The organism is Psychrosphaera aquimarina, from assembly GCF_032461525.1.
Classification (GTDB): domain Bacteria; phylum Pseudomonadota; class Gammaproteobacteria; order Enterobacterales; family Alteromonadaceae; genus Psychrosphaera; species Psychrosphaera aquimarina.
Map to the genome: position 1 here is coordinate 224,059 of NZ_JAWCUA010000003.1, position 23,922 is coordinate 247,980.

Annotated in this window: 25 protein-coding genes; 17 read left to right on the forward strand and 8 right to left on the reverse strand. The window is 36.4% G+C overall.

The genetic code is table 11. The features are described 5' to 3' along the window. The first annotated feature begins 4 nt into the window (after window positions 1-4). Both fadA and tusA read left to right on the forward strand, forming a co-directional pair. A complete protein-coding gene (gene fadA / locus RT723_RS04200; RefSeq protein ID WP_216055418.1) occupies window positions 5-1,168 on the forward strand; it encodes an acetyl-CoA C-acyltransferase FadA in 1,164 nt (387 codons plus the stop codon). Window positions 1,169-1,306: 138 nt separating this feature from the next. Next, window positions 1,307-1,558 (forward strand): sulfurtransferase TusA, encoded by a 252-nt coding sequence (gene tusA / locus RT723_RS04205; protein ID WP_216055417.1) that lies wholly within the window; start codon window positions 1,307-1,309, stop codon window positions 1,556-1,558. Here tusA and RT723_RS04210 read toward each other — a convergent pair. From RT723_RS04210 to dnaA, 8 genes are all read right to left on the reverse strand, one after another. Then, window positions 1,555-2,016, reverse strand: coding sequence for a hypothetical protein (locus RT723_RS04210; protein WP_315945990.1), 462 nt, complete (start codon window positions 2,014-2,016; stop codon window positions 1,555-1,557). The genes tusA and RT723_RS04210 overlap by 4 nt on opposite strands. 80 nt (window positions 2,017-2,096) lie before the next feature. Beyond that, window positions 2,097-4,160 (reverse strand): glycine--tRNA ligase subunit beta, encoded by a 2,064-nt coding sequence (gene glyS / locus RT723_RS04215; protein ID WP_315945991.1) that lies wholly within the window; start codon window positions 4,158-4,160, stop codon window positions 2,097-2,099. Further along, window positions 4,157-5,083 carry a glycine--tRNA ligase subunit alpha gene (gene glyQ, locus RT723_RS04220; protein ID WP_315945992.1) on the reverse strand — a complete coding sequence of 309 codons (927 nt, stop codon included), beginning with the start codon at window positions 5,081-5,083 and terminating at the stop codon, window positions 4,157-4,159. Before glyQ ends, glyS begins: the two co-directional genes overlap by 4 nt. A gap of 116 nt (window positions 5,084-5,199) precedes the next feature. Next, window positions 5,200-7,650, reverse strand: a complete 2,451-nt coding sequence (gene gyrB / locus RT723_RS04225; RefSeq protein WP_315945993.1) for a DNA topoisomerase (ATP-hydrolyzing) subunit B — start codon at window positions 7,648-7,650, stop codon at window positions 5,200-5,202. After that, a complete protein-coding gene (locus RT723_RS04230; protein ID WP_315945994.1) occupies window positions 7,641-8,045 on the reverse strand; it encodes a DNA replication/repair protein RecF in 405 nt (134 codons plus the stop codon). The genes gyrB and RT723_RS04230 overlap by 10 nt, the downstream gene beginning before the upstream one ends. After that, window positions 8,039-8,767, reverse strand: coding sequence for a DNA replication/repair protein RecF (gene recF / locus RT723_RS04235; RefSeq protein ID WP_315945995.1), 729 nt, complete (start codon window positions 8,765-8,767; stop codon window positions 8,039-8,041). Before recF ends, RT723_RS04230 begins: the two co-directional genes overlap by 7 nt. A gap of 10 nt (window positions 8,768-8,777) precedes the next feature. Beyond that, a complete protein-coding gene (gene dnaN / locus RT723_RS04240; protein ID WP_216055411.1) occupies window positions 8,778-9,881 on the reverse strand; it encodes a DNA polymerase III subunit beta in 1,104 nt (367 codons plus the stop codon). 13 nt (window positions 9,882-9,894) lie between these two features. Next, window positions 9,895-11,280, reverse strand: coding sequence for a chromosomal replication initiator protein DnaA (dnaA, locus tag RT723_RS04245; protein WP_216055410.1), 1,386 nt, complete (start codon window positions 11,278-11,280; stop codon window positions 9,895-9,897). A gap of 417 nt (window positions 11,281-11,697) precedes the next feature. On the opposite strand from dnaA, the gene rpmH reads away from it, so the two are divergent. The 15 genes from rpmH (at window position 11,698) to atpH (ending at window position 23,912) form a co-directional block, all read left to right on the forward strand. Further along, window positions 11,698-11,832: a 50S ribosomal protein L34 gene (gene rpmH / locus RT723_RS04250; protein WP_105051306.1), complete on the forward strand. Its 135-nt coding sequence runs from the start codon at window positions 11,698-11,700 to the stop codon at window positions 11,830-11,832. Window positions 11,833-11,834: 2 nt separating this feature from the next. Next, window positions 11,835-12,203, forward strand: a complete 369-nt coding sequence (gene rnpA, locus RT723_RS04255) for a ribonuclease P protein component (RefSeq protein WP_216055409.1) — start codon at window positions 11,835-11,837, stop codon at window positions 12,201-12,203. Further along, window positions 12,158-12,505 (forward strand): membrane protein insertion efficiency factor YidD, encoded by a 348-nt coding sequence (yidD, locus tag RT723_RS04260; protein WP_428983593.1) that lies wholly within the window; start codon window positions 12,158-12,160, stop codon window positions 12,503-12,505. Before rnpA ends, yidD begins: the two co-directional genes overlap by 46 nt. Further along, window positions 12,429-14,090 carry a membrane protein insertase YidC gene (yidC, locus tag RT723_RS04265; protein ID WP_315945996.1) on the forward strand — a complete coding sequence of 554 codons (1,662 nt, stop codon included), beginning with the start codon at window positions 12,429-12,431 and terminating at the stop codon, window positions 14,088-14,090. The genes yidD and yidC overlap by 77 nt, the downstream gene beginning before the upstream one ends. 113 nt (window positions 14,091-14,203) lie before the next feature. Beyond that, complete coding sequence (mnmE, locus tag RT723_RS04270; RefSeq protein WP_315945997.1) at window positions 14,204-15,583, forward strand: tRNA uridine-5-carboxymethylaminomethyl(34) synthesis GTPase MnmE; 1,380 nt, start codon at window positions 14,204-14,206, stop codon at window positions 15,581-15,583. Between the two features lie 39 nt (window positions 15,584-15,622). After that, window positions 15,623-16,069, forward strand: coding sequence for a flavodoxin domain-containing protein (locus RT723_RS04275; protein ID WP_315945998.1), 447 nt, complete (start codon window positions 15,623-15,625; stop codon window positions 16,067-16,069). Between the two features lie 550 nt (window positions 16,070-16,619). Next, a complete protein-coding gene (mnmG, locus tag RT723_RS04280) occupies window positions 16,620-18,509 on the forward strand; it encodes a tRNA uridine-5-carboxymethylaminomethyl(34) synthesis enzyme MnmG (protein ID WP_315945999.1) in 1,890 nt (629 codons plus the stop codon). 109 nt (window positions 18,510-18,618) lie between these two features. Continuing rightward, the gene (gene rsmG, locus RT723_RS04285) at window positions 18,619-19,251 is read left to right on the forward strand and encodes a 16S rRNA (guanine(527)-N(7))-methyltransferase RsmG (protein ID WP_216055403.1); all 633 of its coding nucleotides are present in this window, start codon (window positions 18,619-18,621) and stop codon (window positions 19,249-19,251) included. A 13-nt stretch (window positions 19,252-19,264) separates the two neighbouring features. Further along, window positions 19,265-20,044, forward strand: coding sequence for a ParA family protein (locus tag RT723_RS04290; RefSeq protein WP_216055402.1), 780 nt, complete (start codon window positions 19,265-19,267; stop codon window positions 20,042-20,044). Window positions 20,045-20,061: 17 nt separating this feature from the next. Further along, the gene (locus RT723_RS04295) at window positions 20,062-20,958 is read left to right on the forward strand and encodes a ParB/RepB/Spo0J family partition protein (RefSeq protein WP_315946000.1); all 897 of its coding nucleotides are present in this window, start codon (window positions 20,062-20,064) and stop codon (window positions 20,956-20,958) included. Between the two features lie 399 nt (window positions 20,959-21,357). Continuing rightward, on the forward strand, window positions 21,358-21,681 hold the full coding sequence (locus RT723_RS04300) for an ATP synthase subunit I (protein WP_315946001.1): 324 nt from the start codon (window positions 21,358-21,360) through the stop codon (window positions 21,679-21,681). Window positions 21,682-21,709: 28 nt separating this feature from the next. Further along, window positions 21,710-22,513 (forward strand): F0F1 ATP synthase subunit A, encoded by an 804-nt coding sequence (gene atpB / locus RT723_RS04305; RefSeq protein WP_216055399.1) that lies wholly within the window; start codon window positions 21,710-21,712, stop codon window positions 22,511-22,513. Between the two features lie 108 nt (window positions 22,514-22,621). Beyond that, window positions 22,622-22,840: a F0F1 ATP synthase subunit C gene (gene atpE, locus RT723_RS04310; protein ID WP_105051295.1), complete on the forward strand. Its 219-nt coding sequence runs from the start codon at window positions 22,622-22,624 to the stop codon at window positions 22,838-22,840. A 50-nt stretch (window positions 22,841-22,890) separates the two neighbouring features. Beyond that, on the forward strand, window positions 22,891-23,361 hold the full coding sequence (gene atpF / locus RT723_RS04315; RefSeq protein ID WP_216055398.1) for a F0F1 ATP synthase subunit B: 471 nt from the start codon (window positions 22,891-22,893) through the stop codon (window positions 23,359-23,361). A gap of 17 nt (window positions 23,362-23,378) precedes the next feature. After that, the gene (gene atpH, locus RT723_RS04320) at window positions 23,379-23,912 is read left to right on the forward strand and encodes a F0F1 ATP synthase subunit delta (RefSeq protein ID WP_216055397.1); all 534 of its coding nucleotides are present in this window, start codon (window positions 23,379-23,381) and stop codon (window positions 23,910-23,912) included. The last annotated feature ends 10 nt before the right edge of the window (window positions 23,913-23,922 follow it).

A 23,922-nucleotide genomic window follows, 5' to 3' on the forward strand; every position in this document is an offset into this window, starting at 1 on the left:
GAAAATGAAAAATGTAGTTATTGTAGATTGTGTACGCACCGCTATGGCTAAAGCACGTAACGGGATGTTCAGTCACGTAAGAGCTGAAGATTTATCAGCTGCCGTAATGAAATCATTATTAGCACGTAACCCACAAGTTGACGCATCTGAACTAGATGACGTTATTTGGGGTTGTGTTATGCAAACCTTAGAACAGGGTTTTAATGTTGGTCGTCAAGCTGCTTTATTAGCTGGTATTCCAACTTCTGTTCCAGCTGTTACTGTAAACCGTCTTTGTGGTTCATCAATGCAAGCATTGCACGATGCTGCAGCTAAGATTATGTCTAATCAAGGTGACATGTTCCTAATTGGCGGTGTTGAGCATATGGAACACGTTCCTATGACACATGGCTTAGACTTTCATCCTGGATTAAACCTATCAACTGCACAAGCTGCTGGTTCAATGGGGTTAACTGCTGAAGCACTAGCTCGTAAATATGATATCAGTAGACAAATGCAAGATGAGTTTGGTGCTCGTTCTCATCAACTTGCACACCAAGCAACAATCAACGGCCACTTCGCCAATGAAATAATTCCTGTTGAAGGTCATGATGTTAATGGTGCATTAACTATGTGTGACTATGATGAAGTTATTCGTCCAGAGTCGACAGTTGAATCGCTATCAGCTTTGCGCCCGGTTTTTAATCCAGTTAATGGTACTGTTACAGCTGCTACTTCCTCTGCCTTATCTAATGGTGCTTCAGGCATGTTAGTAATGAGTGAAGACAAAGCGAAAGCGTTAGGGTTAACTATCAGAGCTAGAGTTAAATCGATGGGTGTATCAGGTTGTGAGCCATCAACTATGGGGTGGGGTCCTGTTCCAGCAACTGCTATTGCCCTTAAACGTGCAGGTTTAGCCGTGACAGATTTACAACAATTTGAGCTAAATGAAGCATTTGCGGCTCAGGCCTTATCAGTAATGAAAGGATTAGATATTCTAGATCGTATGGATTCTATTAATGTTAATGGCGGCGCTATTGCTTTAGGACACCCACTTGGTTGTTCTGGTGCAAGAATATCAACAACATTAATTAACAATATGGAAAGAAACGATACTGAACTAGGTTTAGCTACTATGTGTATTGGTTTTGGCCAAGGTATTGCCACAATCTTCGAACGTGTAAATTAATTTATTAACTAAGGAAGCTAACATAACGCTTATGCAGCCTTAATTAATTTTTAATTTGATAATAAAAAGGTGTTTAGTCCTCGACTTAAACACCTTTTTTTATCAAAATTGTATTATGAACTTCTACCGGAATTTATAATGAGTTTTAACCCTGAAAATATATCCTCAGATCAAACATTAGATGCTTTAGGTCTACGTTGCCCTGAGCCAGTTATGATGGTTAGAAAATCAATTAGAGCCATGGAGTTAGGACAAACGCTATTGATCACTGCCGATGATCCCGCCACAGTAAGAGATATTCCTTCTTTTTGTCGCTTTATGGGACATGACTTAGTTGAGCAGTTTATTGAAAGTTCACCATTTTATTTTTTAATTAAAAAGCAAAGTTAATTTAGGTTATCGAAGGATTCTACTTTATTTATTTGAATATGACTTGGGCCTGTAGTCGACATTTTTAGTATAAATGTATAATAACCTGTTTCTTTTGGCTTTAATTCCAAAGGTTTTTGAATAGGTGTTGAATTTAGCTTTTCAAAATCATACGTACAATCAAGTTCTAACCATTTTCCTAATACCACCTTCCTGTCTTCTATTTTTTTATAGCCGCAATTTTTGTTTTTTGACCATTGTTTATCAGCAACCTTAATATGATATGGGTTCCCGTCAGCTTCTATTTTCGTCGTTACAATTTTATTTGTAGTGTCTGCTATTGGTTTAAACTTATACTCAGATTTTGCTTCCCACCAAGTAAACTCTGAACGTAGGTATAAATCTGAGTACATATCTTTTGGTTTGCTGCTACATGCCATCAATATGCTAACCAATATCAATAAAACCATATTTTTCATAAACTTACCTTCGGGCCTTTAGATATAAAAAAAGCCAGGTTAACTGGCTTTTATCATGTTTGTATATTCTGAGAACTACATTATAGAACTGAAATATCTGCAGTAAACATAAATAAACGCTGTAATTCGCCTAGTATGGCTAAACGATTATTTTTCACTGCGACATCATCAGCCATAACCATCACATCATCAAAAAATGAATCGATTACCTCTCTTAATTCAGCTAACTGATTTAAGCCTGCTTGATAATCACCAGTATCAAAACTTGCATTAACCGAACCAGAAATAGAATTTAATTTATTTACTAAGTTTATTTCGGCAATATCTGCTAACAATGCTTCATCTATCTTAGTAAATTCACTCTGTCCATTTTTGCTTAGGATATTGTTTACACGTTTATTTGCTGCAGCTAAAGCAACTGCGGTATCTAATTGTGCAAAATTCACCACGGCTTTTAGGCGACGTTCGAAGTCTAACGCAGATGTCGGACGTTTTACTTCAACCGCTCGGATCATTTCAACTTTGATATTTTGCTCTTGATAATGTGCTCTGAAACGCCCTAACATAAAGTCGATTACATCTTCGATAACATTATCATTTGATAACTTGTCACCAAACAGATCGGCACTGAATTCTGCAATTGATTTAAAGTCTAAAGGTAGCTCTTTTTCTATTAAGATACGAATAATACCTATTGCCGCTCTTCTCAAAGCAAACGGGTCTTTATCCCCTTTTGGGTGCTGACCTATACCAAAGATACCCACTAAGCTATCAAACTTATCAGCTAGCGCAACAGAGCATGCCTCCATTGAAGTAGGAAGCTCATCACCTGCAAATTTAGGCATGTATTGTTGATATAGAGCATCTGCTACTTTTACATCTTCACCGTCGTTTAACGCATAGTATTTACCCATTACACCTTGAATATCGGTAAATTCCATAACAACTTCAGTCATTAAATCTGTTTTAGATAATAAACCTGCACGTTCTGACAAGGATACATCTGCATTAATTTGACTAGCGATATGACCAGCTAATTTTGCAATACGTTCTGATTTATCTTTAAGAGTACCTAATTGTTTTTGGAATAATACAGTATCTAAACTGGTTAAACGTGACTCAAGTGTCTGTTTTTTATCTGTATTATAGAAAAACTCAGCATCAGCCAATCGCGGTCTAACGACTTTTTCATTTCCAGAAATAACTTGTTGTGGGTCTTTACTTTCAATGTTCGATATAAAAATAAACTTAGGTAACAAATTTCCGTTTACGTCTAATAATGGAAAATATTTTTGGTCATCTTTCATTGTGTAAATTAACGCTTCTGGTGGCACCTCTAAGAAACGCTGTTCGAAAGTACCAACTAACGCCACAGGCCATTCAACTAAAGAAGTAACTTCATCTAACAAGTCATTATCTTCAATTGTTTTAGCATTATTTTGTTCACAAATTGTCGCCATTTGATGGCTAATAGTTTGTTGTCTTTGATTAAAATCGACCATAACATAAGCCGCTTCTAATTCACGTTGATAGTTATCTGCGTGCGTTATCGTCACTAAGTCTTTATGATGAAAGCGATGCCCTTGTGCTTGATTGCTAGACGTTAAGCCTAAGACTTTTGCTGGCAACACAGTGTCACCATATAATGCGATTAAGTTATGAACTGGGCGTATGAACTCTTCACTTCCTGCTCCCCAGCGCATCGGTTTATTAATTGGTAATTGTTTTAATGCTTGAACAATAAATCCTTCAACTAATTCACTGATATTTTTTCCGCTCACTTTGGCGATGTGTAGCAGCCATTCACCTTTATCAGTTTTAAGACGGGTTGCTTCACTTACATCGATGCCACAACCTCTTGCCCAACCTTGTGCTGCTTTTGTTGCCTTACCATCAGCATCAAAGGCCGATGAAATAGCAGGACCACGCTTTTCTACTTCTTTGTCAGCTTGTTGCTCATCTAAGTTGTGTACTTTTAATGCAAGCCTTCTTGGAGCAGCAAACCATTCAATAGAATCAAATGCTAAATTTGCACTTTTGATTTGAGCTTCAAAATTTTCACAAAATGAAACTGCTAACTTTTTAAGTGCTTTTGGCGGTAACTCTTCCGTCCCAAGTTCGATTAATAAGTTCTGTTTAATCATGATTTTGCCTTAACTTCAGACGTATTAGTTTTACAAAGTGGGAAACCAAGCTGTTCTCTAGCATCATAATAAGCTTGAGCGCAGGCTTTGGATAAACTACGAACACGTAATATATAACGCTGACGCTCTGTAACTGATATAGCATGCCTTGCGTCTAACATATTAAATGCATGTGATGCTTTCATAACTTGCTCATACGCAGGTAAGGCTAACCCAGCGTCAATCAATTTTTGGCTTTCTTTTTCAGCTTGATCAAACTCGACAAATAACGCATCAACATCAGCATGTTCAAAGTTATATGCTGATTGTTCTACTTCATTTTGATGGAAAACATCACCGTAAGTAACGGTTCCTAATGGGCCGTCTGTCCATACAAGGTCATATATACTATCAACACCTTGTAAATACATTGCTAGACGTTCAAGGCCGTAAGTTATTTCACCTGTCACTGGTGAGCATTCAATACCACCTACCTGTTGGAAATACGTAAATTGAGTTACTTCCATTCCGTTTAACCAAACTTCCCAACCTAATCCCCAAGCACCTAAAGTTGGTGATTCCCAATTGTCTTCTACAAAACGAATATCATTGACTAATGTATCTAAACCTAATTCTTCAAGAGAACCTAAATACAATTCTTGAATATTTTTTGGTGAAGGTTTCAACATAACTTGGAATTGATAGTAATGTTGTAGACGATTAGGATTTTCACCATATCTACCATCTGTCGGTCGTCGACATGGTTGTACATATGCGCTGCTCATAGGTTCTGGACCTAATGAACGTAGAAACGTCATTGGATGAAATGTACCGGCCCCCACTTGCATATCAAGTGGTTGGATAATCACACAGCCTTGCCTAGCCCAATAATCTTGTAAAGCTAAGATAAGGCCTTGAAATGTATTTATATTATATTTACTCATAACTCTGTTCTATTGAACCTTGTAAGTTAATCTATTCATTGAATTTAGTACTATCTTAAACGTAATAAAGCCTAGCAGCTATTAACTGATAGGCTTTTTTAATACGTGTATTTAACTTATACGTCTAAGTTAGCCACTTTAAGTGCATTTCTTTCTATAAAGTCTCTTCGAGGCTCTACATGGTCACCCATTAAGGTAGTAAATAATTGATCGCATGCTATGGCATCTTCAATTCTTACTTGTAGCATACGACGTTGTTCAGGGTCCATTGTAGTTTCCCACAATTGTTCCGGGTTCATTTCACCCAGTCCTTTATAACGCTGAATATACAGACCTCGCTTAGATTCTTTCATCAACCATTCTACAGCTTCAGCAAAATGTTCGATTGGTAAACGTTTTTCTCCGCGGCTTACATATGCACCTTCTTCAAGAAGATCCATATTAATGTTCGCAATTTCGATTACGTTTTTATATTCCGTTGAATCAATAAAGTCTTTGGTAAATGTATAATCACGATCAACACCGTGCTGTCTTACACGAATTTTAGGTAATGTAAGTTTACGTTCTTCATCATATACCGTTAATGGCGTGTAATTTACACCTTCTGTTTCTTTTTCATTTAAATAATTGGTGAAACTTTCTATCCAATTTACAACATTAGTTTCATTATCTAATTGAGATGATAATAATGATTTCTGGAACATTAACCCAGATAATATTTTAGGATTAATTTTCTTAGCCAATCTATTTAAACTAGATTCTGCTAAATGATATTGTCTTAATAGTTTTTCAAGTTCTAAACCATGTACCGCCGGTGCATCTAAACTTAAATGTAGAGTACTGCCTTCAAGTGCCAATGTAGTTAAGTATTCTGTTAAAACTTCATCATCTTTAATATAACGTTCTTGTTTACCTTTCTTTACTTTATATAACGGTGGTTGTGCAATGTATATATAACCACGTTCAACAAGTTCTGGCATTTGACGATAGAAAAAAGTTAATAACAATGTACGGATATGTGATCCATCCACGTCGGCATCGGTCATGATGATGATATTATGATAACGTAATTTTTCAGGGTCATATTCGTCACGTCCAATACCACAACCTAATGCAGTGATCAGCGTTCCAACTTCCTGAGAAGAAATCATTTTATCAAAACGAGCTTTCTCTACGTTTAAGATCTTACCTTTTAGAGGCAATATAGCTTGGTTTTTCCGGTTTCGTCCCTGCTTGGCTGAACCGCCAGCAGAGTCCCCTTCCACTATATATAGTTCCGACTTACCAGGATCTTTTTCCTGACAATCAGCGAGCTTACCAGGTAATCCTGCGATATCTAGTGCACTTTTACGACGTGTCATTTCACGTGCTTTACGTGCCGCCTCACGTGCTCTAGCAGCATCTATAATTTTCATTACTATGAGTTTTGCAATCGCTGGGTTTTCAACAAGGTAATCTTGTAGTTTTTCACCCATCGCTTGTTCTACTGCACTTTTAACTTCAGAAGAAACCAACTTATCTTTAGTTTGAGATGAGAATTTAGGATCCGGTACTTTTACAGATACTACTGCAGTTAAGCCTTCACGAGCATCATCACCACTGGCTGATACTTCCAGTGCACCTTTGCTCTTACCTTTGCCTTTATTCAGACCTTCAGAGGTTATGTAGTTATTTAGAGTACGTGTTAATGCGCCTCTAAATCCACTTAAGTGAGTACCACCATCACGTTGCGGGATATTATTTGTAAAACAAAGAATATTTTCTTGGAATGAGTCATTCCACTGCATCGCAACTTCAACCATAATTCCATCATCTTTTTCTAGATTAAAATAGAATATTTCTTGGTTTACTGGTGTTTTGTTTGTATTTAAATAATCAACAAATGCTTTAATACCACCGTCGAAATAAAAGTGTTCGCTTTTATCTTCTTCACGCTCATCAATAATACGAATAGAGACACCTGAGTTTAGGAATGATAACTCTCTAATTCTTTTTACTAATATATCAAAGTGGAATTTTACGTCAGAGAATATTGTTGGGCTTGGCCAAAAACGAACTTCAGTTCCATTTTCAGACGCTTCACCAACTACCGCTAAAGGTGCTACTGGTTCACCTAAGTGATATTCTTGTTCATGTAACTTACCTTCACGACGAACATTTAACACTAGTTTGTCGCTCAATGCATTTACAACTGATACACCAACTCCGTGAAGACCACCTGATACTTTATAACCAGAGTCATCACCACCAAATTTACCACCGGCATGAAGTACCGTCATGATAACCTCAGCAGCTGAAACACCTTCTTCAGGGTGAATTTCAGTTGGGATACCACGACCATTATCTCTTACGGATACGGATCCATCTAAATGAATTTTAACAACAATATCCGTACAATGACCCGCTAAGGCCTCATCGATTGAGTTATCAAGAATTTCAAATACCATGTGGTGTAAGCCTGAACCATCGTCAGTGTCACCAATATACATTCCCGGACGTTTTCGAACCGCATCAAGGCCTTTTAAGACCTTAATACTGGCTGAATCATAATCATTTTCTACGGACATAGCTGCTCCATACTCTCTTGTCTGACGGTTCCATGTTCCACGTGGAACACGTTGACAGAATCTGTGTAATTCATAAATTCCATTGCAATATTATTCTCTATCCCTGTAACGAAAATTTGAGCTTGGGAATGTAAAAGCATTTCCAGCATCGTTTGTCTTGTTTGTTGATCTACTTCTGAAGGTAGATCATCAACCAATAACAAAATATTTTTCTTAGTTGTTTGTTTAATTATATTAACCATAGCAACAACTAATAGATAAAAAAGCATCTTTGCCTGTCCTCTTGATAGACGACTAGACATGTCTTCTCCATCTCTTAAAAACAAATAATCAGCCCTATTCGGCCCAAAACCAACTTGTTTATATTTAATATCTTTTTCAATTTGTTTTAACAAACTATCGTCAGATATTTCTTGTTCAAACGCTTTTTCTTGTAGCGCATTAACAAGTTTTTTAACAAATCCGTTTTTTCATTATGCTCTAATTCAAGAGCTAACTCTTTGATTGCTTTCGAGAAATGTTCTTCTAAAAACAACTCTCGAAAATGATCAATTTTATTGGCCGACTCAACAAGTCCCCTATACCAATAAAGTAATTCCTTTTGGTTCACCCCACCACGTCTCAGTAACGCGTTGGTCTGTTTCAATATTTTGCTATATACATTCCACTCATTTTGAAACTCATGTTCCACGTGGAACAAGCCAAAATCAAAAAAGCTTCTACGTGCTTTAGGTGAGCTCCAAAAGATATCAAAACTCTCAGGTGTAATTAGCTGTGTAGGAAAAAGAATAGAGGCCTGTGATAGTTTTGTTACCACTTCACCATCTAACTTTAACTTGGTAGTTCCTTTTCCTTCTAGCCCAATACCTAATTTATGAGTCTCTAAATGTTGCTGTAAATCTGCACTAACCGCTAATAAAGAACTGCCATCCCTTAATAACTCGCCTTTTTTACTCGTTCTGAATGACTTAGCTCGGCTGAGGAAAAACAAAGCTTCTAAAATACTTGTTTTGCCACTGCCATTTTTTCCGTAAAAAACGTTAACTCTTTTATTTGTATTTAAACTTGCTGTTTCTATATTCCGAAATCCGAATATCTTAAGTTGGGATATCAGCATTAATATAAAATTAAAGTTTCATTGGCATGACAACGTACAAGCTAGAGCCGTCATCATAACCTTCAATTAACGCACTACTATTTGAGTCCGCTAACATAATTTTAACTGTATCTGTTTTTATATTATTCAAAACGTCGATCATGTAAGAAACATTAAACCCAATCTCTAATGAATCACCGGTATAATCTACCACAGCAGACTCTTCAGCTTGCTCTTGTTCAGGGTTATTAGCTGAAACTAATAATTCACCATTAGAAAGATTTAAACGAACGCCTTTAAATTTTTCATTAGATAAAATAGAAACGCGTTGGAATACTTCTTTTAACATGGACTTATCTGCAACGATGGTTTTATCTCCACCTTGAGGAAGTACTCGACGATAATCAGGAAAACGTCCATCAACTAATTTAGTCGTGAATATAAAGTTTTGTTCTTCAATACGAATATGATTTGAACCAATATGCAATTGGATTACAGCATCGTCGTCTTCTAATAGCCTAATAATCTCCAGAACAGCCTTACGTGGCACGATCACTTGTCTTTGCTCTGTTAGCCCATTAACAATAGATTGTTGTGCTAAGGCTAATCTGTGTCCATCTGTTGATACGGTTCTGATCAAGTTTGGTTCTAATTCAAAAGACATACCATTGAGGTAATAACGAACATCTTGGTTAGCCATTGAAAAGTGTGTACTTTCAATTAATGCTCTAAGTGCATGACGTGTAAGTTCTATTTTTTCAGAACTAGACCATTCTTCAAGATTAGGGTAATCACTTGCCGGTAAAGTTGATAAGCTAAACTTACTTTTTCCAGACTTGACCACAGCAGAGTGACCATCAACTTTAAACTCAATTTCAGAGTTATCAGGTAATGAACGACAGATATCAAATAGCTTTTTAGCGGGAACGGTAATCGCACCAGCTTGAATAACATTTCCAGGTACAGCAGAAGCAACTAATTCAACCTCCATATCTGTGCCGGTGAACTTTACCTCTTCTAATGACGTTTCTATTAAGACATTGGATAGTATCGGTAACGTATGTTTACGTTCAATTGCACCAGATACTAAAGTTAACGGTCTTAATAATGCTTCTTTACTAATTATTATATGCATTTGTCTATTCCCACTACGAAGACAAGATTCTGTTCAGGTTTTGAACATCTTCTTTTATTTCGTGACTCTCTTCTTTTAATTCTTTGATCTTTCTACATGCATGTAGAACGGTTGTATGGTCTCGGCCACCAAAAGCATCACCAATTTCTGGCAAACTATGGTTAGTTAATTCTTTAGCTAATGACATAGCAATTTGTCTTGGTCTTGCCACTGAACGACTACGGCGTTTGGACAATATATCAGCCACTCTAATTTTAAAATATTCAGCGACCGTTTTTTGGATATTATCAATAGTGACTAACTTATCTTGTAATGCAAGAAGGTCTCTCAATGCATCTTTTACAAAATCAATCGTAATTGGTCTGCCTGTGAAGTTAGCATTCGCTATCACCCTATTCAGCGCACCCTCTAACTCTCGAACATTAGAGCGCAACCTTTTTGCTATAAAAAAGGCAACTTCTTCTGGTATTTTAACTTTACTTTGATGTGCTTTTTTCATCAATATAGCGACTCGAGTTTCTAACTCTGGTGGCTCAATAGGTACATTTAATCCCCAACCAAATCGACTTTTAAGTCTATCTTCAACACCATCAATCTCTTTTGGATAACGATCAGATGTTAAAATTATCTGTTTGTTACCTTCAAGCAAAGCATTGAAGGTATGAAAAAACTCTTCTTGTGAACGATCTTTCTTAGCGAAAAATTGTATGTCATCTATTAATAGAGCATCTAAGCCACGGTAGTAACGTTTAAATTCTTCAATGGCATTATTCTGAAGTGCTTTCACCATGTCTTGTACAAAACGTTCTGAATGCATATAGACCACTTTTGCATCTTTCTTGTTGGCCATAATGCCATTACCGACAGCATGCAATAAGTGAGTTTTACCTAGACCAGTACCACCATATAAAAATAATGGGTTGTAAGCATTTCCTGGATTATCAGCAACTTGCATAGCAGCTGCACGCGCTAATTGGTTACTATTACCTTCTACAAAACTATCAAATGTATAAGACTCATTAATATTAGATTTATGGCTGGTACGAACTGGAGTATTTTGAACAGGGGTAATTCTTGAAGGTGAAACAGTGCTAGATGTATTTGAGACAGGTTGTTGTGCAACAGGCGCTTGATTACTTGGCGCGTTAACTATTTTAGATCCAACATCAAAATTAATACTCGGGATATTAGAAGCGTCACCGAATTGGTTTAACAATTCTGTAATACGCGCCATATATTTATCACGAACCCAATCTAATACAAATCTATTTGGCGCATACAGAGTAATTAGCTTTTCTGAGCTATGTAACTGCAGTGGGCGAATCCACATATTGAACTGCTGCAGAGTTAATTCTTGCTCTAGTACTTGCAAGCAACTTTGCCAAAGTGATTGATACACTGATTATCCTAATATGATGTACGGTTATAATTATTATGGGCGTAAAAGCATTTGCTATTATGCCTTAGATTTATCCACAAACTCAACAAAGAATATGAATAAACTACAATTAAAATATTAGCCGCTATTTATAAGATTCAGCGTATGTAATATTTGAGTTACGCCTAATATTTAATGGATAAATATTGACTATTTAATTGTGAACAAAAAGTAGTGAAAACAGTGAAGTTATACACAATACACAGTAATTATCAGTCAAAATTGTGTATATCTTGTTATTTTCTGTTTTTTGGAATGATTGTGTTGACTATTATTCCATCTATCTATATTATTCGCCGTCCTTTTTTGGGGCCCTGCAGGGGTCGCGACCTGCGGGATATTTACATTAATTAGTTAAACCGATCGGATGGATTTAATATGAAACGTACATTTCAACCTAGCGTTCTAAAACGTAAACGTAGTCACGGTTTCCGTGCTCGTATGGCAACAAAAAACGGCCGTGCTGTCTTAGCTCGTCGTCGTGCTAAAGGACGTGCTCGTCTTTCTGCATAATAGTGAAAAGTAATACTTTTCCAAGGGAGTTACGCCTTGTAACTCCCTCTCAATTTTCCCGCGTTTTTGACCACCCAGTTAAAGCAGTTTCTGATCACATCACAATATTAGCCAAATTTAATGATCTAGATAATCCTAGAATTGGATTGACTATTGCTAAGAAAAAAGAAAAAACAGCGGTAGGCAGAAATAGAATTAAACGAATTATTCGCGATAGCTTTCGTTTAAATCAACATAATTTGCCCAATATTGATATAGTGGTCATTGCCAGAAACCAAATAGGTGAAGCAGACAATAAACATCTGCATAAACAATTGAACAAATTATGGAAAAAAATAGCTCTACGCTGCGAACAATCCTTAAAAAAATAATAAGGGTTTACCAAAAGGCAATTAGCCCTTGGTTTCCAGCTAAATGCCGCTTTTATCCAAGTTGTTCAGAATATGCTATTGATGCGTTAAATCACCATGGCTCTATAAAAGGTAGTTGGCTTAGTTTAAAACGTATTCTAAGATGTCACCCATTTAGTCAAGGTGGATTTGATCCTGTACCAAATTCACCTCAATCAAACATAGAAAAAAAGAGAATTAAGCTCTATGGAATCGCAACGTTCATTTTTAGTTATTGGTTTAGTATTAGTAAGCTTTTTGTTATATCAACAATGGTTAGTTGACTATTCCCCAAATCCTCAAGTAGCACCAGCGCAAACCGAACAAACGGTAAATAATGCAGTTGGTTCCGCTTTACCTATTTCTAGTGATTCAAATGATGATTTACCTTCATCAACAAGTTCACAGGTAATAGAGACTCCAATTCAACAACAAACACAAAATTTGGTTACTGTTACCACAGACGCGTTTGAAGTACAAATAGACACTAAGGGTGGCGATGTAGTTAAAACTATTTTGCTAAAACATGACGCTGAACATAAGTCTGCTGATAAGTTTGTATTGTTATCGCAAAAACCTAATGTATACGTTGCCCAATCGGGTTTAATAGGCCGCAATGGACCTGATGCTTCAGGTGAAGGTCGACCTATCTATAAAGTAGAAAAAACGGAATGGGTTTTAGAAAACAACGCGTTAGTCATTCCAATGACTTATGTATCAAAAGAAGGTTTAGAAGTTACTAAAACTTTTTATTTTGAACGTAATAAACATTCTATCGATGTAACATTTAATGTTAAGAATACATCTTCTAAAGCTTTAGAAGTTCAACCTTTCTATCAGTTAAAACAAGATGTCGCTGGTGATGAACAAAGTATGATGATGCCTACCTACCGTGGTGGAGCTTACTCTACAGCTGATGAGTCTTATGAGCATTATGATTTTGAAGACATGGCTGATAAGTCACTAAATACAAATACCGTTGGTGGCTGGATTGGCATGATCCAACATTACTTTGTAAGTGCTTGGGTACCAGCAAAAGATCAACAAAATAACATCTATTCTAGAGTATTAGGTAATAACCAATCTGCCATTATAGGTGTTAAATCACCCGCGATTGTTATAAATGCCGGTGAAACTGTAGAAACAAAAGCAACATTATTCTCAGGTCCTAAAAATCAAGAAGAGCTAGGTAATATCCACGAAACATTAGATTTAACGGTTGATTACGGATTTTTATGGTTCATCAGTCAAATGTTATTCTCATTACTAATCACTATTTATGGTGTTGTGGGTAACTGGGGTATCGCAATTATATTGATCACAATATTTGTTAAAACGTTAATGTACCCATTAACTAAAAAGCAATATGAATCAATGGCTAAAATGCGTGCATTACAACCAAAAATGGAACAATTAAAACAACGCTTTGGTGATGATCGTCAGAAGTTTGGCCAAGCCACTATGGAGTTGTACAAAAAAGAAAAAGTAAACCCTATGGGTGGGTGTTTACCACTAATTCTACAGATGCCTATTTTCTTAGCATTGTACTGGGTATTCCTAGAAAGTGTTGAGTTACGTCATGCACCATTTGGTTTATGGATTTCAGACCTATCTGCTGCTGACCCATATTACATCTTGCCAGCGTTATTTGGTGCTTCTATGTTCTTAATGCAGAAGTTATCACCAACACCTTCAACAGATCCTATGCAACAAAAAATGATGTTGTGGATGCCGGTTATATTCTCAGTGTTCTTTATCATGTTCCCTGCTGGATTGGTTTTATATTGGTTTGTATCAAACGTAATATCCATCATCCAAATGTTGATCATTTATCGTAATATAGATAAGAGAAACGCAGCTAAAAAATAACTGATAGAAAGCGGTTTAATAAAAGTTCTGAACTGTTTTCTAAAATTAAGTTAAAATTAAAGGTGACTATCCAGTCACCTTTTTTATTGCATTAAATTCAAAGAGATACTTCAATGACCGTACTAGCTTATTCAAATGACACTATAGCTGCACAAGCCACTGCCCCAGGAAAAGGTGGCGTAGGCATAATTAGAGTATCGGGTCCCAAAGCAGTATTAGTTGCCAACAAAATTTTAGGTAAGTGTCCTAAAACACGATATGCAGATTACCTCTCGTTTAATTCTTTAGATGGTGAATTATTAGATCAAGGCATCGCTTTATTTTTTAAGGGGCCAAATTCATTCACTGGCGAAGATGTCCTAGAACTACAAGGCCATGGTGGACCTGTAATTGTTGATATGTTGTTACAACAAATCACACAAATAGAAGGTATTCGATTAGCTCGTGCTGGCGAGTTTTCAGAACGAGCATTTTTAAATGACAAAATAGATTTAGCCCAAGCTGAAGCTATTGCTGATTTAATTGAAAGTACATCAGTACAAGCAGCAAAATCAGCTATGCAATCTTTACAAGGTGAGTTTTCTAATAAAATCCATCAACTTGTTGAACAAATGATCCGACTTCGAATATATGTTGAAGCCGCGATAGATTTCCCTGATGAAGAAATAGACTTCTTATCCGATGGCAAAGTTGAAAATGACTTGTTAGCTATTATCGACTATTTAGTCACTGTGCAAAATCAGGCTAAACAAGGTGCCATCATGCGTGAAGGTATGAAGGTCGTTATTGCTGGAAAACCTAACGCTGGAAAATCGTCATTATTAAATGCCTTGTCTGGTAAAGACTCTGCAATTGTGACAGAGATAGCAGGAACTACTCGTGACGTGTTAAAAGAACATATTCACATAGATGGTATGCCGTTACATATTTTCGATACAGCGGGTCTTAGAGAAAGCCCTGATAAAGTAGAACAAATAGGTATTAAACGAGCTTGGCAAGAAATAAACTCAGCTGATAAAGTATTATTGCTGGTGGATGCGAGTGAAAACGATAGTTTAGATCCTAAACTTATCTGGCCAGAATTTATGGCCAAACTGCCAAAAGATATGTCTGTTACCATAATTCGTAACAAGATTGACTTAGTGGAGTTAGATAAACAAAAAATCTACATCGATGGTGAAGTACCCGTATTATCAATTTCGGCACAACATGACATTGGCATACAAGAATTAAAAACTCATCTTAAAAAAGCAATGGGGTTCCAAGGAACGACAGAAGGTACATTTATGGCAAGACGCCGCCATCTTGATGCATTAGAAGCTGCCTACAATCACTTACTAACAGGTAAAGACCAATTACAATCTTATACAGCTGGTGAGATTTTGGCAGAAGAGTTACGCATTGCACAGCAACACCTAAATGAAATAACAGGTGAATTTAGCTCTGATGATTTATTAGGTCGAATATTCAGTTCGTTTTGTATTGGCAAATAATATCCATTTACGTATTACCAGTAATGTAGGAACAGAAAAATGATCAATATAATAGTAGGAACCGAAACAGGCACAGCAGAGTTTGTAGCGGATGAAGTACTGGAACTATTAACAAGCAATAATATACAAGCCTGCATAACGTTAGAGCCTGTTTTAAAGCAACTAATACCATCACCTCTATGGATAGTAATTACTTCTACGCATGGAGCTGGAGATATCCCACATAACCTACACCAATTTACACAAAGTGTGACTAATAGTAATTCGGATTTATCAAGTCAAAAAGCAATGATCATCGCATTAGGTGATTCAAGTTACGACACATATTGCCAAGCAGGGATCAGCATCAATGATCTATTTTTATCGGCTAATATGACTATGATCACCCCTATGTTAAAGGTTGATGCTATGGATGCTGACATGCCTGAAGACATAGTAATAGAGTGGTTAATCCAATATATACCAAGCATTTCGGATCTTATTTAATTAAATAACGTAATATTATTAAGATCCGATCAATATTTTGGATCTTAATTGTTACTCACATCACACTTCATATTTAGTACAACAAATAACCTTTTCACATCAAGTACTCAGCTTATCCACATTATCCACACAAGATTAGTGTTTTTAATATACGGTGTGTATAAGATCGTTAAGATCCTATGATCTAACTGGACATATCCAGAATATAACTATCAAGGCTAAAGTGCTTGTGGATAAACCCTATATTTATATGCAGGTTTAACCCATTTAGATCAAAGAATGATCACAACATATGATCTAATTAACTCTATGAATTAATAAGGAAAATAAGAGTTACTAACAAAATACGGGAAGTTAATAGTAGAAATAATAAAAGATCTTTAAAAAGATCTTATATATATAAGAGCAAGGACATGAAGGAATTACATATGTTCTGAATAAAAAATAACCGTTTCATTCCAGTAAAAAGAAAGATAGAATACGCGCCCTTTTTTAGAGGATCTTTACTAAATCCCTATTAAGAATTGGTTAAAAGTATTTCGAGGTATAAATGATCTTTGCTGAACAATTTGATGTGATCGTAGTCGGTGGTGGACACGCTGGAACAGAAGCGGCACTTGCTTCTGCAAGAATGGGACAAAATACGCTTTTGTTGACCCATAACGTTGATACATTAGGTCAAATGTCATGTAATCCAGCTATTGGCGGGATAGGCAAAGGTCATCTAGTTAAAGAGATTGATGCCCTAGGCGGAATAATGGGTCTAGCAGCAGATGCTGGTGGGATACAATTTAGAACATTAAATTCATCAAAAGGCCCAGCAGTAAGAGCAACTAGAGCTCAAGCTGATAGGATCTTATACAAAGCTTTTATTAGAGAAACACTTGAAAGCCAACCTAATTTAAAAATATTTCAACAGTCATGTGATGACTTAATTGTTGAAAACGAAACCGTTGTCGGTGTTGTAACCCAAATGGGGTTAAAATTTCGTGCAAAATCAGTAGTGTTAACGGTTGGAACATTTTTAGGTGGAAAAATACATATTGGTTTAGAAAACCATTCTGGTGGCCGAGCAGGCGATCCTCCATCAATCGCATTAGCGGATAGATTAAGAGAATTACCATTTAGAGTCGATCGTTTAAAGACAGGCACTCCACCAAGAATAGATGCAAGAACTATTGATTTTTCTGTTATGCAAGAGCAACAAGGTGATACTCCAACGCCTTATTTTTCTTACATAAGTGAAAAAAATACGCATCCTCAACAGATCCCTTGTTTTATAACGTATACCAATGAAAATACACACAATATAATACGTGGAGGACTTGATAGATCGCCAATGTATTCAGGTGTAATTGAAGGAATAGGTCCTCGTTATTGTCCATCTATTGAAGATAAAATTGTACGTTTTGCAGATAAAGATCAACATCAAATATTTGTAGAGCCTGAGGGACTAACAACACATGAAGTTTATCCAAACGGAATTTCAACAAGTTTACCTTTTGACGTACAAATAGAATTAGTAAGATCAATCAAAGGGTTCGAAAATGCACATATAACTCGCCCAGGTTACGCGATTGAATATGACTATTTTGATCCTAGAGATTTAAAACAAACATTAGAAACTAAATTTATAAATGGGCTTTACTTTGCCGGTCAAATTAATGGTACCACAGGCTATGAAGAAGCCGCTGCACAAGGTTTAATTGCAGGTGCGAATGCAGCATTACGCTCACAAGAAAAAGATCAATGGATCCCAACCAGAAACCAAGCTTATATCGGTGTATTAATCGATGATCTTGCAACTTTAGGTACTAAAGAACCTTATCGTATGTTTACAAGTAGAGCTGAATACCGTTTGATGTTAAGGGAAGATAACGCAGATCTACGATTAACTGAAACCGGGCGTCAATTAGGTTTAGTTTGTGATAAACGCTGGCAACTATTTAATGAAAAAGTAGAAAAAATCGCGACTGAAAAGCAACGATTAAAATCAACTTGGATCCATAAAGATCATGTTTCACTCGAACAAGTAAATTCATTACTTAAAAGTCCAATTTCTCGTGAAGCAAGTTTAGAAGATTTAGTGAGAAGACCTGAAGTTAGATATGACGACCTTATGAAGATAGAAGGTATTGGTCCTGCTTGCGATAATGTTCAAGCTGCAGAGCAAGTAGAAATACAAATTAAGTATCAAGGTTATATCGATCGTCAAATGCAAGAGATTGAAAAACTACAACGCCATGAAACGACTATTCTTCCGGCAGACTTTGATTATTCTACAGTAAGTGGTTTGTCTAACGAAGTCGTAGCGAAATTAGAAGATGCACGCCCTGATACAATAGGTCAAGCATCAAGAATATCTGGAATTACGCCTGCGGCAATTTCGTTATTATTGGTTTATCTTAAAAAACAAGGGGCGTTACGTAAATCAGCGTAACGCGTTCGTTTTTAAAGCAAATTAAAGTTTTTAAAATTAACACTAGGTATGACACATTTTGCTAGTTATACTTTTGCGATAATTGACCAAATTTTGAAACTATCACTCTATGTTAAAAGCTAAATTAGCTAAGTTAATTGCCAAAACAGATTTACAAGTTAATGAACAACAACTTGACCAGTTGGTCGCTTATGTTGGACTTTTGAATAAATGGAATAAAGCATATAACTTAACGTCGGTTCGTCAGCCTGAACAAATGTTAGTAAAACATATAGTTGATAGTTTAGTTGTAAGTCCTCACTTATCTGAAGTTTCAGATATCAATAATAAATTCATAGATGTTGGCACTGGACCTGGATTACCAGGTATTCCATTGGCAATCGTTAACCCTGAGTTAGAGTTCACTTTATTAGATTCATTAGGGAAACGGATTCGTTTTATTACTCAAGTAAAACATGAATTAAAGTTAGATAACGTTACTCCACTACAAAGTAGAGTTGAAGATCATCAAGGTCAATACGCTGGAGTATTAAGTAGAGCCTTTGCCTCTATTTCTGATATGGTAAATTGGAGTCATCATTTAGTTGCGAAAGATGGATTATTTTACGCATTAAAAGGTCAATTAGATCAGCAAGAAATCGATCAATTACCTGACTTTGTAACCGTTAAACAAGTTCATACATTGCTTGTTCCTGAATTAGATGGTGAAAGACATCTCGTTTTATTGAAAAACGTTAGTTAGAACTGAGGATACAGTGGCAAAAATAATAGCAATAGCCAATCAAAAAGGTGGTGTTGGAAAAACAACATCTGCAGTTAACCTTGCAGCGTCTATGGCTGCGACAAAACGTAAAATATTATTAGTCGATCTTGATCCTCAAGGTAATGCAACCATGGGATCTGGCGTTGATAAATATGATGTTGAATATAGCGCTTACGATTTGTTGGTTGACGACTTACCACCTGAAAAAATAATAATCACAGAAACATCTGGTGGATTTGACTTAATCGCAGGCAATGGAGACGTGACGGCTGCTGAAGTAAAAATGATGGAAATGTATGGCAGAGAATTACGCCTTAAAAATGCATTGGCTAAAGTTAAAGATAACTATGACTATATATTCATAGACTGCCCGCCTTCACTGAATATGTTAACGGTTAATGCGATGGCCGCGTCTGATTCTGTAATTGTACCTATGCAGTGTGAATATTATGCATTAGAAGGGTTAACTGCATTAATGGATACTATTTCTCAACTAGCGAGTGTTGTTAATCCAGATTTAAAAATTGAAGGGATATTACGAACTATGTATGACCCTAGAAATCGTTTAGCTAATGATGTTTCTGAACAGTTAAAACATCATTTTGGCGATAAAGTTTATCGAACTGTAATTCCAAGAAACGTTAGATTAGCAGAAGCGCCTAGTTTTGGTGCACCTGTTATGTATTATGATAAATCATCATCTGGTGCAAAAGCGTATTTAGCATTAGCCGGTGAAATGCTTCGACGTTCGAATAAAATAAAAGCTGCATAAAATTTCAAAGGAACACTATGTCTGCACGAAAACGTGGGTTAGGTAGAGGTTTAGATGCCCTACTTTCAAATCAATCCAACCAAAATACAACAGCTGAAAACTCAGAAGCTATTTTAAGCGCCAGTGAAATAGAAGCTAAAACGGGGTTATCTAAATTACCAATAGAGCAGCTTGTTCCTGGTAAATATCAGCCTCGCCAAGACATGTCTCCAGAAGCGCTTGATGATTTAGCATCATCGATTCGTTCACAAGGTATTATTCAACCTATTGTTGTGCGTCCATTAAAAGACGATAGTTATGAAATAATTGCAGGTGAACGTCGTTGGCGTGCCGCTCAATTAGCAGAGTTAGATCTGGTGCCTTGTATTATCAAAGATGTGCCAGATGAAGCAGCCGTTGCAATAGCTTTAATTGAAAATATTCAACGAGAAGATTTAAATGCAATGGAAGAAGCCATTGCATTACAACGTTTACAAGATGAGTTTGAATTAACACATCAAGAAGTTGCTGACGCAGTAGATAAGTCACGTACATCAATTACTAACTATCTTCGTTTAAACAAATTAGAAGATGATGTTAAGACATTAATGGAACATGGTGATTTAGAGTTTGGTCACGCAAAAGTATTATTAGCCTTGTCTGGCGATGAACAGATATTAGCGGCTCGTAAAGTTGTAGCAAAAGAATTGACGGTTAGAGAAACCGAAAAGTTAGTTAACAGTATTACCGATGGTATTAAAGAAAAAGTACCCGCTGATAAAGATCATGACGTTAAATTGTTAGAACAACAGCTGATTGAAAAGTTAGGTGCTAAAGTTGATATTTCTTACAATCGAAAAGGTAAGGGGAAATTAGTCATTTCTTATTCATCTTTAGATGAATTAGATGGGATTATCTCTCATCTCAGTCCTTAACAAAATTAATAAATTAAGAAGCCAACAATGTTGGCTTTTTTTATAAACTTTAGATCTAAAATATCAATAAATTGTTAAGAGTTTGATTATAAAATGACAGCTTAGATTAATAAGCCGTCATAAAACTGAAAGACAATAGTAAAAGTTTGTGCAGGCTATAAATTTTCAACCTTAAACGCTTAGTTATAACGTGCTTAATAGTTGCAAATTAATGACATAAACGTATAATTTCGCCAGTTTTGAGCCTAGAAAATGTGACGAGTTAAAAATTGTCATCTATTTGAATTAAGTCTAGGCAAACAATCATGCTGCATTGAGCATGAAATAAAATATTTAGGAAATTGATTTTTGGTACAACACATAACAAAAACAAATCGGCAAAAAGCCTTCAAGTTTTTGATGTGGCAATTCTTAATTGGGTTACTGATATCAGTTTTTATAGGATTTACATGGGATAATTTAGCGGGCAAATCATTTTTTATTGGTGTTTTGTTAGATGTTATCCCTTCAGTTGTATTTACATTATATGCGTTTCGTTTTACCGGTGCTCGCAAGTTACAAATGGTAGCTGCATCATTTTACCGAGGTGAAACCGTTAAAATAATGTTAACTGGCGCTATGTTTATTGCTGTTATTAAAACCGTACCGGTTATATTTCCGGTGTTATTTATAGGGTTTTTAATCGCAAAATTAAGTCAGTTTTTACAATCGATAATTTTTTAATAACTTTAAACTTTTGGGAAAATAAACAATGGCTGGTGAACTCACTACTCAGGGTTACATCAAGCACCACTTGACCAATGCGTCAGTGGGCGAAGGCTTTTGGACATGGCACGTTGATACGTTGGCATGGTCAATTCTTCTAGGCTTGGTTTTCATCCTTTCTTTTCGCAGTGTTGCAAAAAAAGCAACCGTTGGTGTTCCAGGAAAATTTCAATGTTTCGTTGAAATGATCGTGGAGTTTGTTGGGAACAGTGTGAAAGACACTTTCCATGGCAAAAATCCATTAATAGCTCCATTAGCGTTAACCATATTTGTATGGGTATTGTTAATGAACTTTATGGACATCATTCCTGTTGATTGGTTACCTACTGCAGCTGCATTAATTGGTGGTGAATCGTGGGAAACTATCGCTTCAGGTAACTCTCATATTTATATGAAGGTAGTACCGACTACAGATTTAAACATGACAGCAGCACTTGCTCTGGGTGTGTTTGTATTAATGATTTTCTACTCGATAAAAATTAAAGGTTTTGGCGGATTCATGAAAGAGCTTTATGCTCACCCGTTCAATACCCCTTGGTTGTACTGGTTTAACTTTATATTGGAAGTCATTGCATTAATTGCTAAACCTATGTCATTAGCATTACGTTTATTCGGTAACCTATATGCTGGTGAGCTTATCTTTATATTGATTGCAGGACTTATGGGTATATGGCAATTGCCTGCTCACTTCATATGGGCCGCTTTCCACTTGTTAGTAATTCCACTTCAAGCATTTATTTTCATGATGTTAACCATTGTGTACTTAAGCTTGGCGCATGAAGATCACTAATTAGTAAAACAGTTTACAAAGATTTAATTATCCATTTGGATATGGGCAGGAAGCCCTATAAAAATTTACTTTAACTTTAAACATTAACCATAAAAATTGGAGATACATATGTTATTTATTGCTGTTGCTCTACTAATCGGCCTAGGCGCACTTGGTACTGCTATCGGTTTCGGTTTATTAGGTGGCAAATTCCTAGAATCTGCAGCACGTCAACCTGAACTAGCACCTCAGCTACAAGTAAAAATGTTCATCGTAGCGGGTCTTATTGACGCTATCGCGATGATCGGTGTAGCTATCGCGTTATACATGTTATTCGTACTTGCTTAATCACTCATTTTCATTCGAACAATAGTATTAAATAAGTAAGGAGAGCGGTAATGAATCTAAATGCCACTCTATTAGGCGAGTCTATCGCATTTATCGTTTTTGTTTGGTTCACAATGAAATATGTGTGGCCACCATTAAACGGTGCTATCGAAGAACGCCAAAATAAAATAGCAGATGGTCTTGCAGCGTCTGAACGCGCTGAGAAAGACTTAGAACTTGCTCAAGAGAAAGCGACCGAGCAGCTTAAAGAAGCTAAAGCTCAAGCCGCTGAAATCATTGAACAAGCGAAAAAGCGTGCAACACAGATTGTTGATGAAGAAACGCAAAAAGGTCATGACGAACGTGAAAAAATTATTTCACAAGGTTATGCCGAGGTTGACGCTGAGCGCAACCGTGCGAAAGAAGATCTTCGCCAACAAGTTTCTGTTTTAGCAGTAGCTGGTGCAGCAAAAATTTTAGAGCGTCATATTGATGCTGCTGCCCACAGTGACATCCTAGATAAACTAGTTGCAGAACTATAAGCAGAGGAATAGAGCAAATGTCTGAATTGACTACAGTAGCTCGTCCCTACGCTAAAGCTGCGTTTGATTTCGCTGTTGAAAGCGGAGCCGTTACGCAATGGCATGAGATGTTGGAATTTGCAGCACAAGTTGCTTCAAACGAAGACATCAAAGCCTATTTAGCAGGCTCTCATTCACCAGAAGTTACTTCTGACTTATTTGTCAAAGTATGTGGTGAACAACTGAATGAACAAGGTCAAAACTTTATTAAAGTATTGGCCGAAAATGGACGTTTAGTTGCTCTTCCTGCAGTTGTTGATTTGTTCGAAGAACAAAAAGCACTGTATGAGAATGAGATTGAGGTCGATGTGACTTCAGCAACTGAAATTAGTGAAGCACACCAATCATCATTGGTTGTTTCTTTAGAAAAACGTCTAGCACGCAAAATTAAGCTGAATTGTAATATTGATAGTTCTGTTGTTAGTGGTTTGTTAATTAAAGCGGGCGATACCGTTATTGATGCAACAATTCGCGGCAAGTTAGAACGTTTATCACATACATTACAATCGTAATTGGGGATTT

Bases quoted from the DNA above. Each gene is read 5' to 3' on its own strand.
- dnaN (WP_216055411.1), bottom strand. From the start codon at position 9,881: ATGCATATAATAATTAGTAAAGAAGCATTATTAAGACCGTTAACTTTA.
- recF (WP_315945995.1), bottom strand. From the start codon at position 8,767: ATGCTGATATCCCAACTTAAGATATTCGGATTTCGGAATATAGAAACA.
- RT723_RS04275 (WP_315945998.1), top strand. From the start codon at position 15,623: ATGATCAATATAATAGTAGGAACCGAAACAGGCACAGCAGAGTTTGTA.
- gyrB (WP_315945993.1), bottom strand. From the start codon at position 7,650: ATGTCCGTAGAAAATGATTATGATTCAGCCAGTATTAAGGTCTTAAAA.
- RT723_RS04210 (WP_315945990.1), bottom strand. From the start codon at position 2,016: ATGAAAAATATGGTTTTATTGATATTGGTTAGCATATTGATGGCATGT.
- rpmH (WP_105051306.1), top strand. From the start codon at position 11,698: ATGAAACGTACATTTCAACCTAGCGTTCTAAAACGTAAACGTAGTCAC.
- RT723_RS04300 (WP_315946001.1), top strand. From the start codon at position 21,358: ATGTGGCAATTCTTAATTGGGTTACTGATATCAGTTTTTATAGGATTT.
- glyQ (WP_315945992.1), bottom strand. From the start codon at position 5,083: ATGAGTAAATATAATATAAATACATTTCAAGGCCTTATCTTAGCTTTA.
- atpH (WP_216055397.1), top strand. From the start codon at position 23,379: ATGTCTGAATTGACTACAGTAGCTCGTCCCTACGCTAAAGCTGCGTTT.
- atpE (WP_105051295.1), top strand. From the start codon at position 22,622: ATGTTATTTATTGCTGTTGCTCTACTAATCGGCCTAGGCGCACTTGGT.
- mnmG (WP_315945999.1), top strand. From the start codon at position 16,620: ATGATCTTTGCTGAACAATTTGATGTGATCGTAGTCGGTGGTGGACAC.
- mnmE (WP_315945997.1), top strand. From the start codon at position 14,204: ATGACCGTACTAGCTTATTCAAATGACACTATAGCTGCACAAGCCACT.
- atpB (WP_216055399.1), top strand. From the start codon at position 21,710: ATGGCTGGTGAACTCACTACTCAGGGTTACATCAAGCACCACTTGACC.
- fadA (WP_216055418.1), top strand. From the start codon at position 5: ATGAAAAATGTAGTTATTGTAGATTGTGTACGCACCGCTATGGCTAAA.
- rsmG (WP_216055403.1), top strand. From the start codon at position 18,619: ATGTTAAAAGCTAAATTAGCTAAGTTAATTGCCAAAACAGATTTACAA.
- RT723_RS04295 (WP_315946000.1), top strand. From the start codon at position 20,062: ATGTCTGCACGAAAACGTGGGTTAGGTAGAGGTTTAGATGCCCTACTT.
- yidC (WP_315945996.1), top strand. From the start codon at position 12,429: ATGGAATCGCAACGTTCATTTTTAGTTATTGGTTTAGTATTAGTAAGC.
- atpF (WP_216055398.1), top strand. From the start codon at position 22,891: ATGAATCTAAATGCCACTCTATTAGGCGAGTCTATCGCATTTATCGTT.
- tusA (WP_216055417.1), top strand. From the start codon at position 1,307: ATGAGTTTTAACCCTGAAAATATATCCTCAGATCAAACATTAGATGCT.
- yidD (WP_428983593.1), top strand. From the start codon at position 12,158: ATGGAAAAAAATAGCTCTACGCTGCGAACAATCCTTAAAAAAATAATA.
- glyS (WP_315945991.1), bottom strand. From the start codon at position 4,160: ATGATTAAACAGAACTTATTAATCGAACTTGGGACGGAAGAGTTACCG.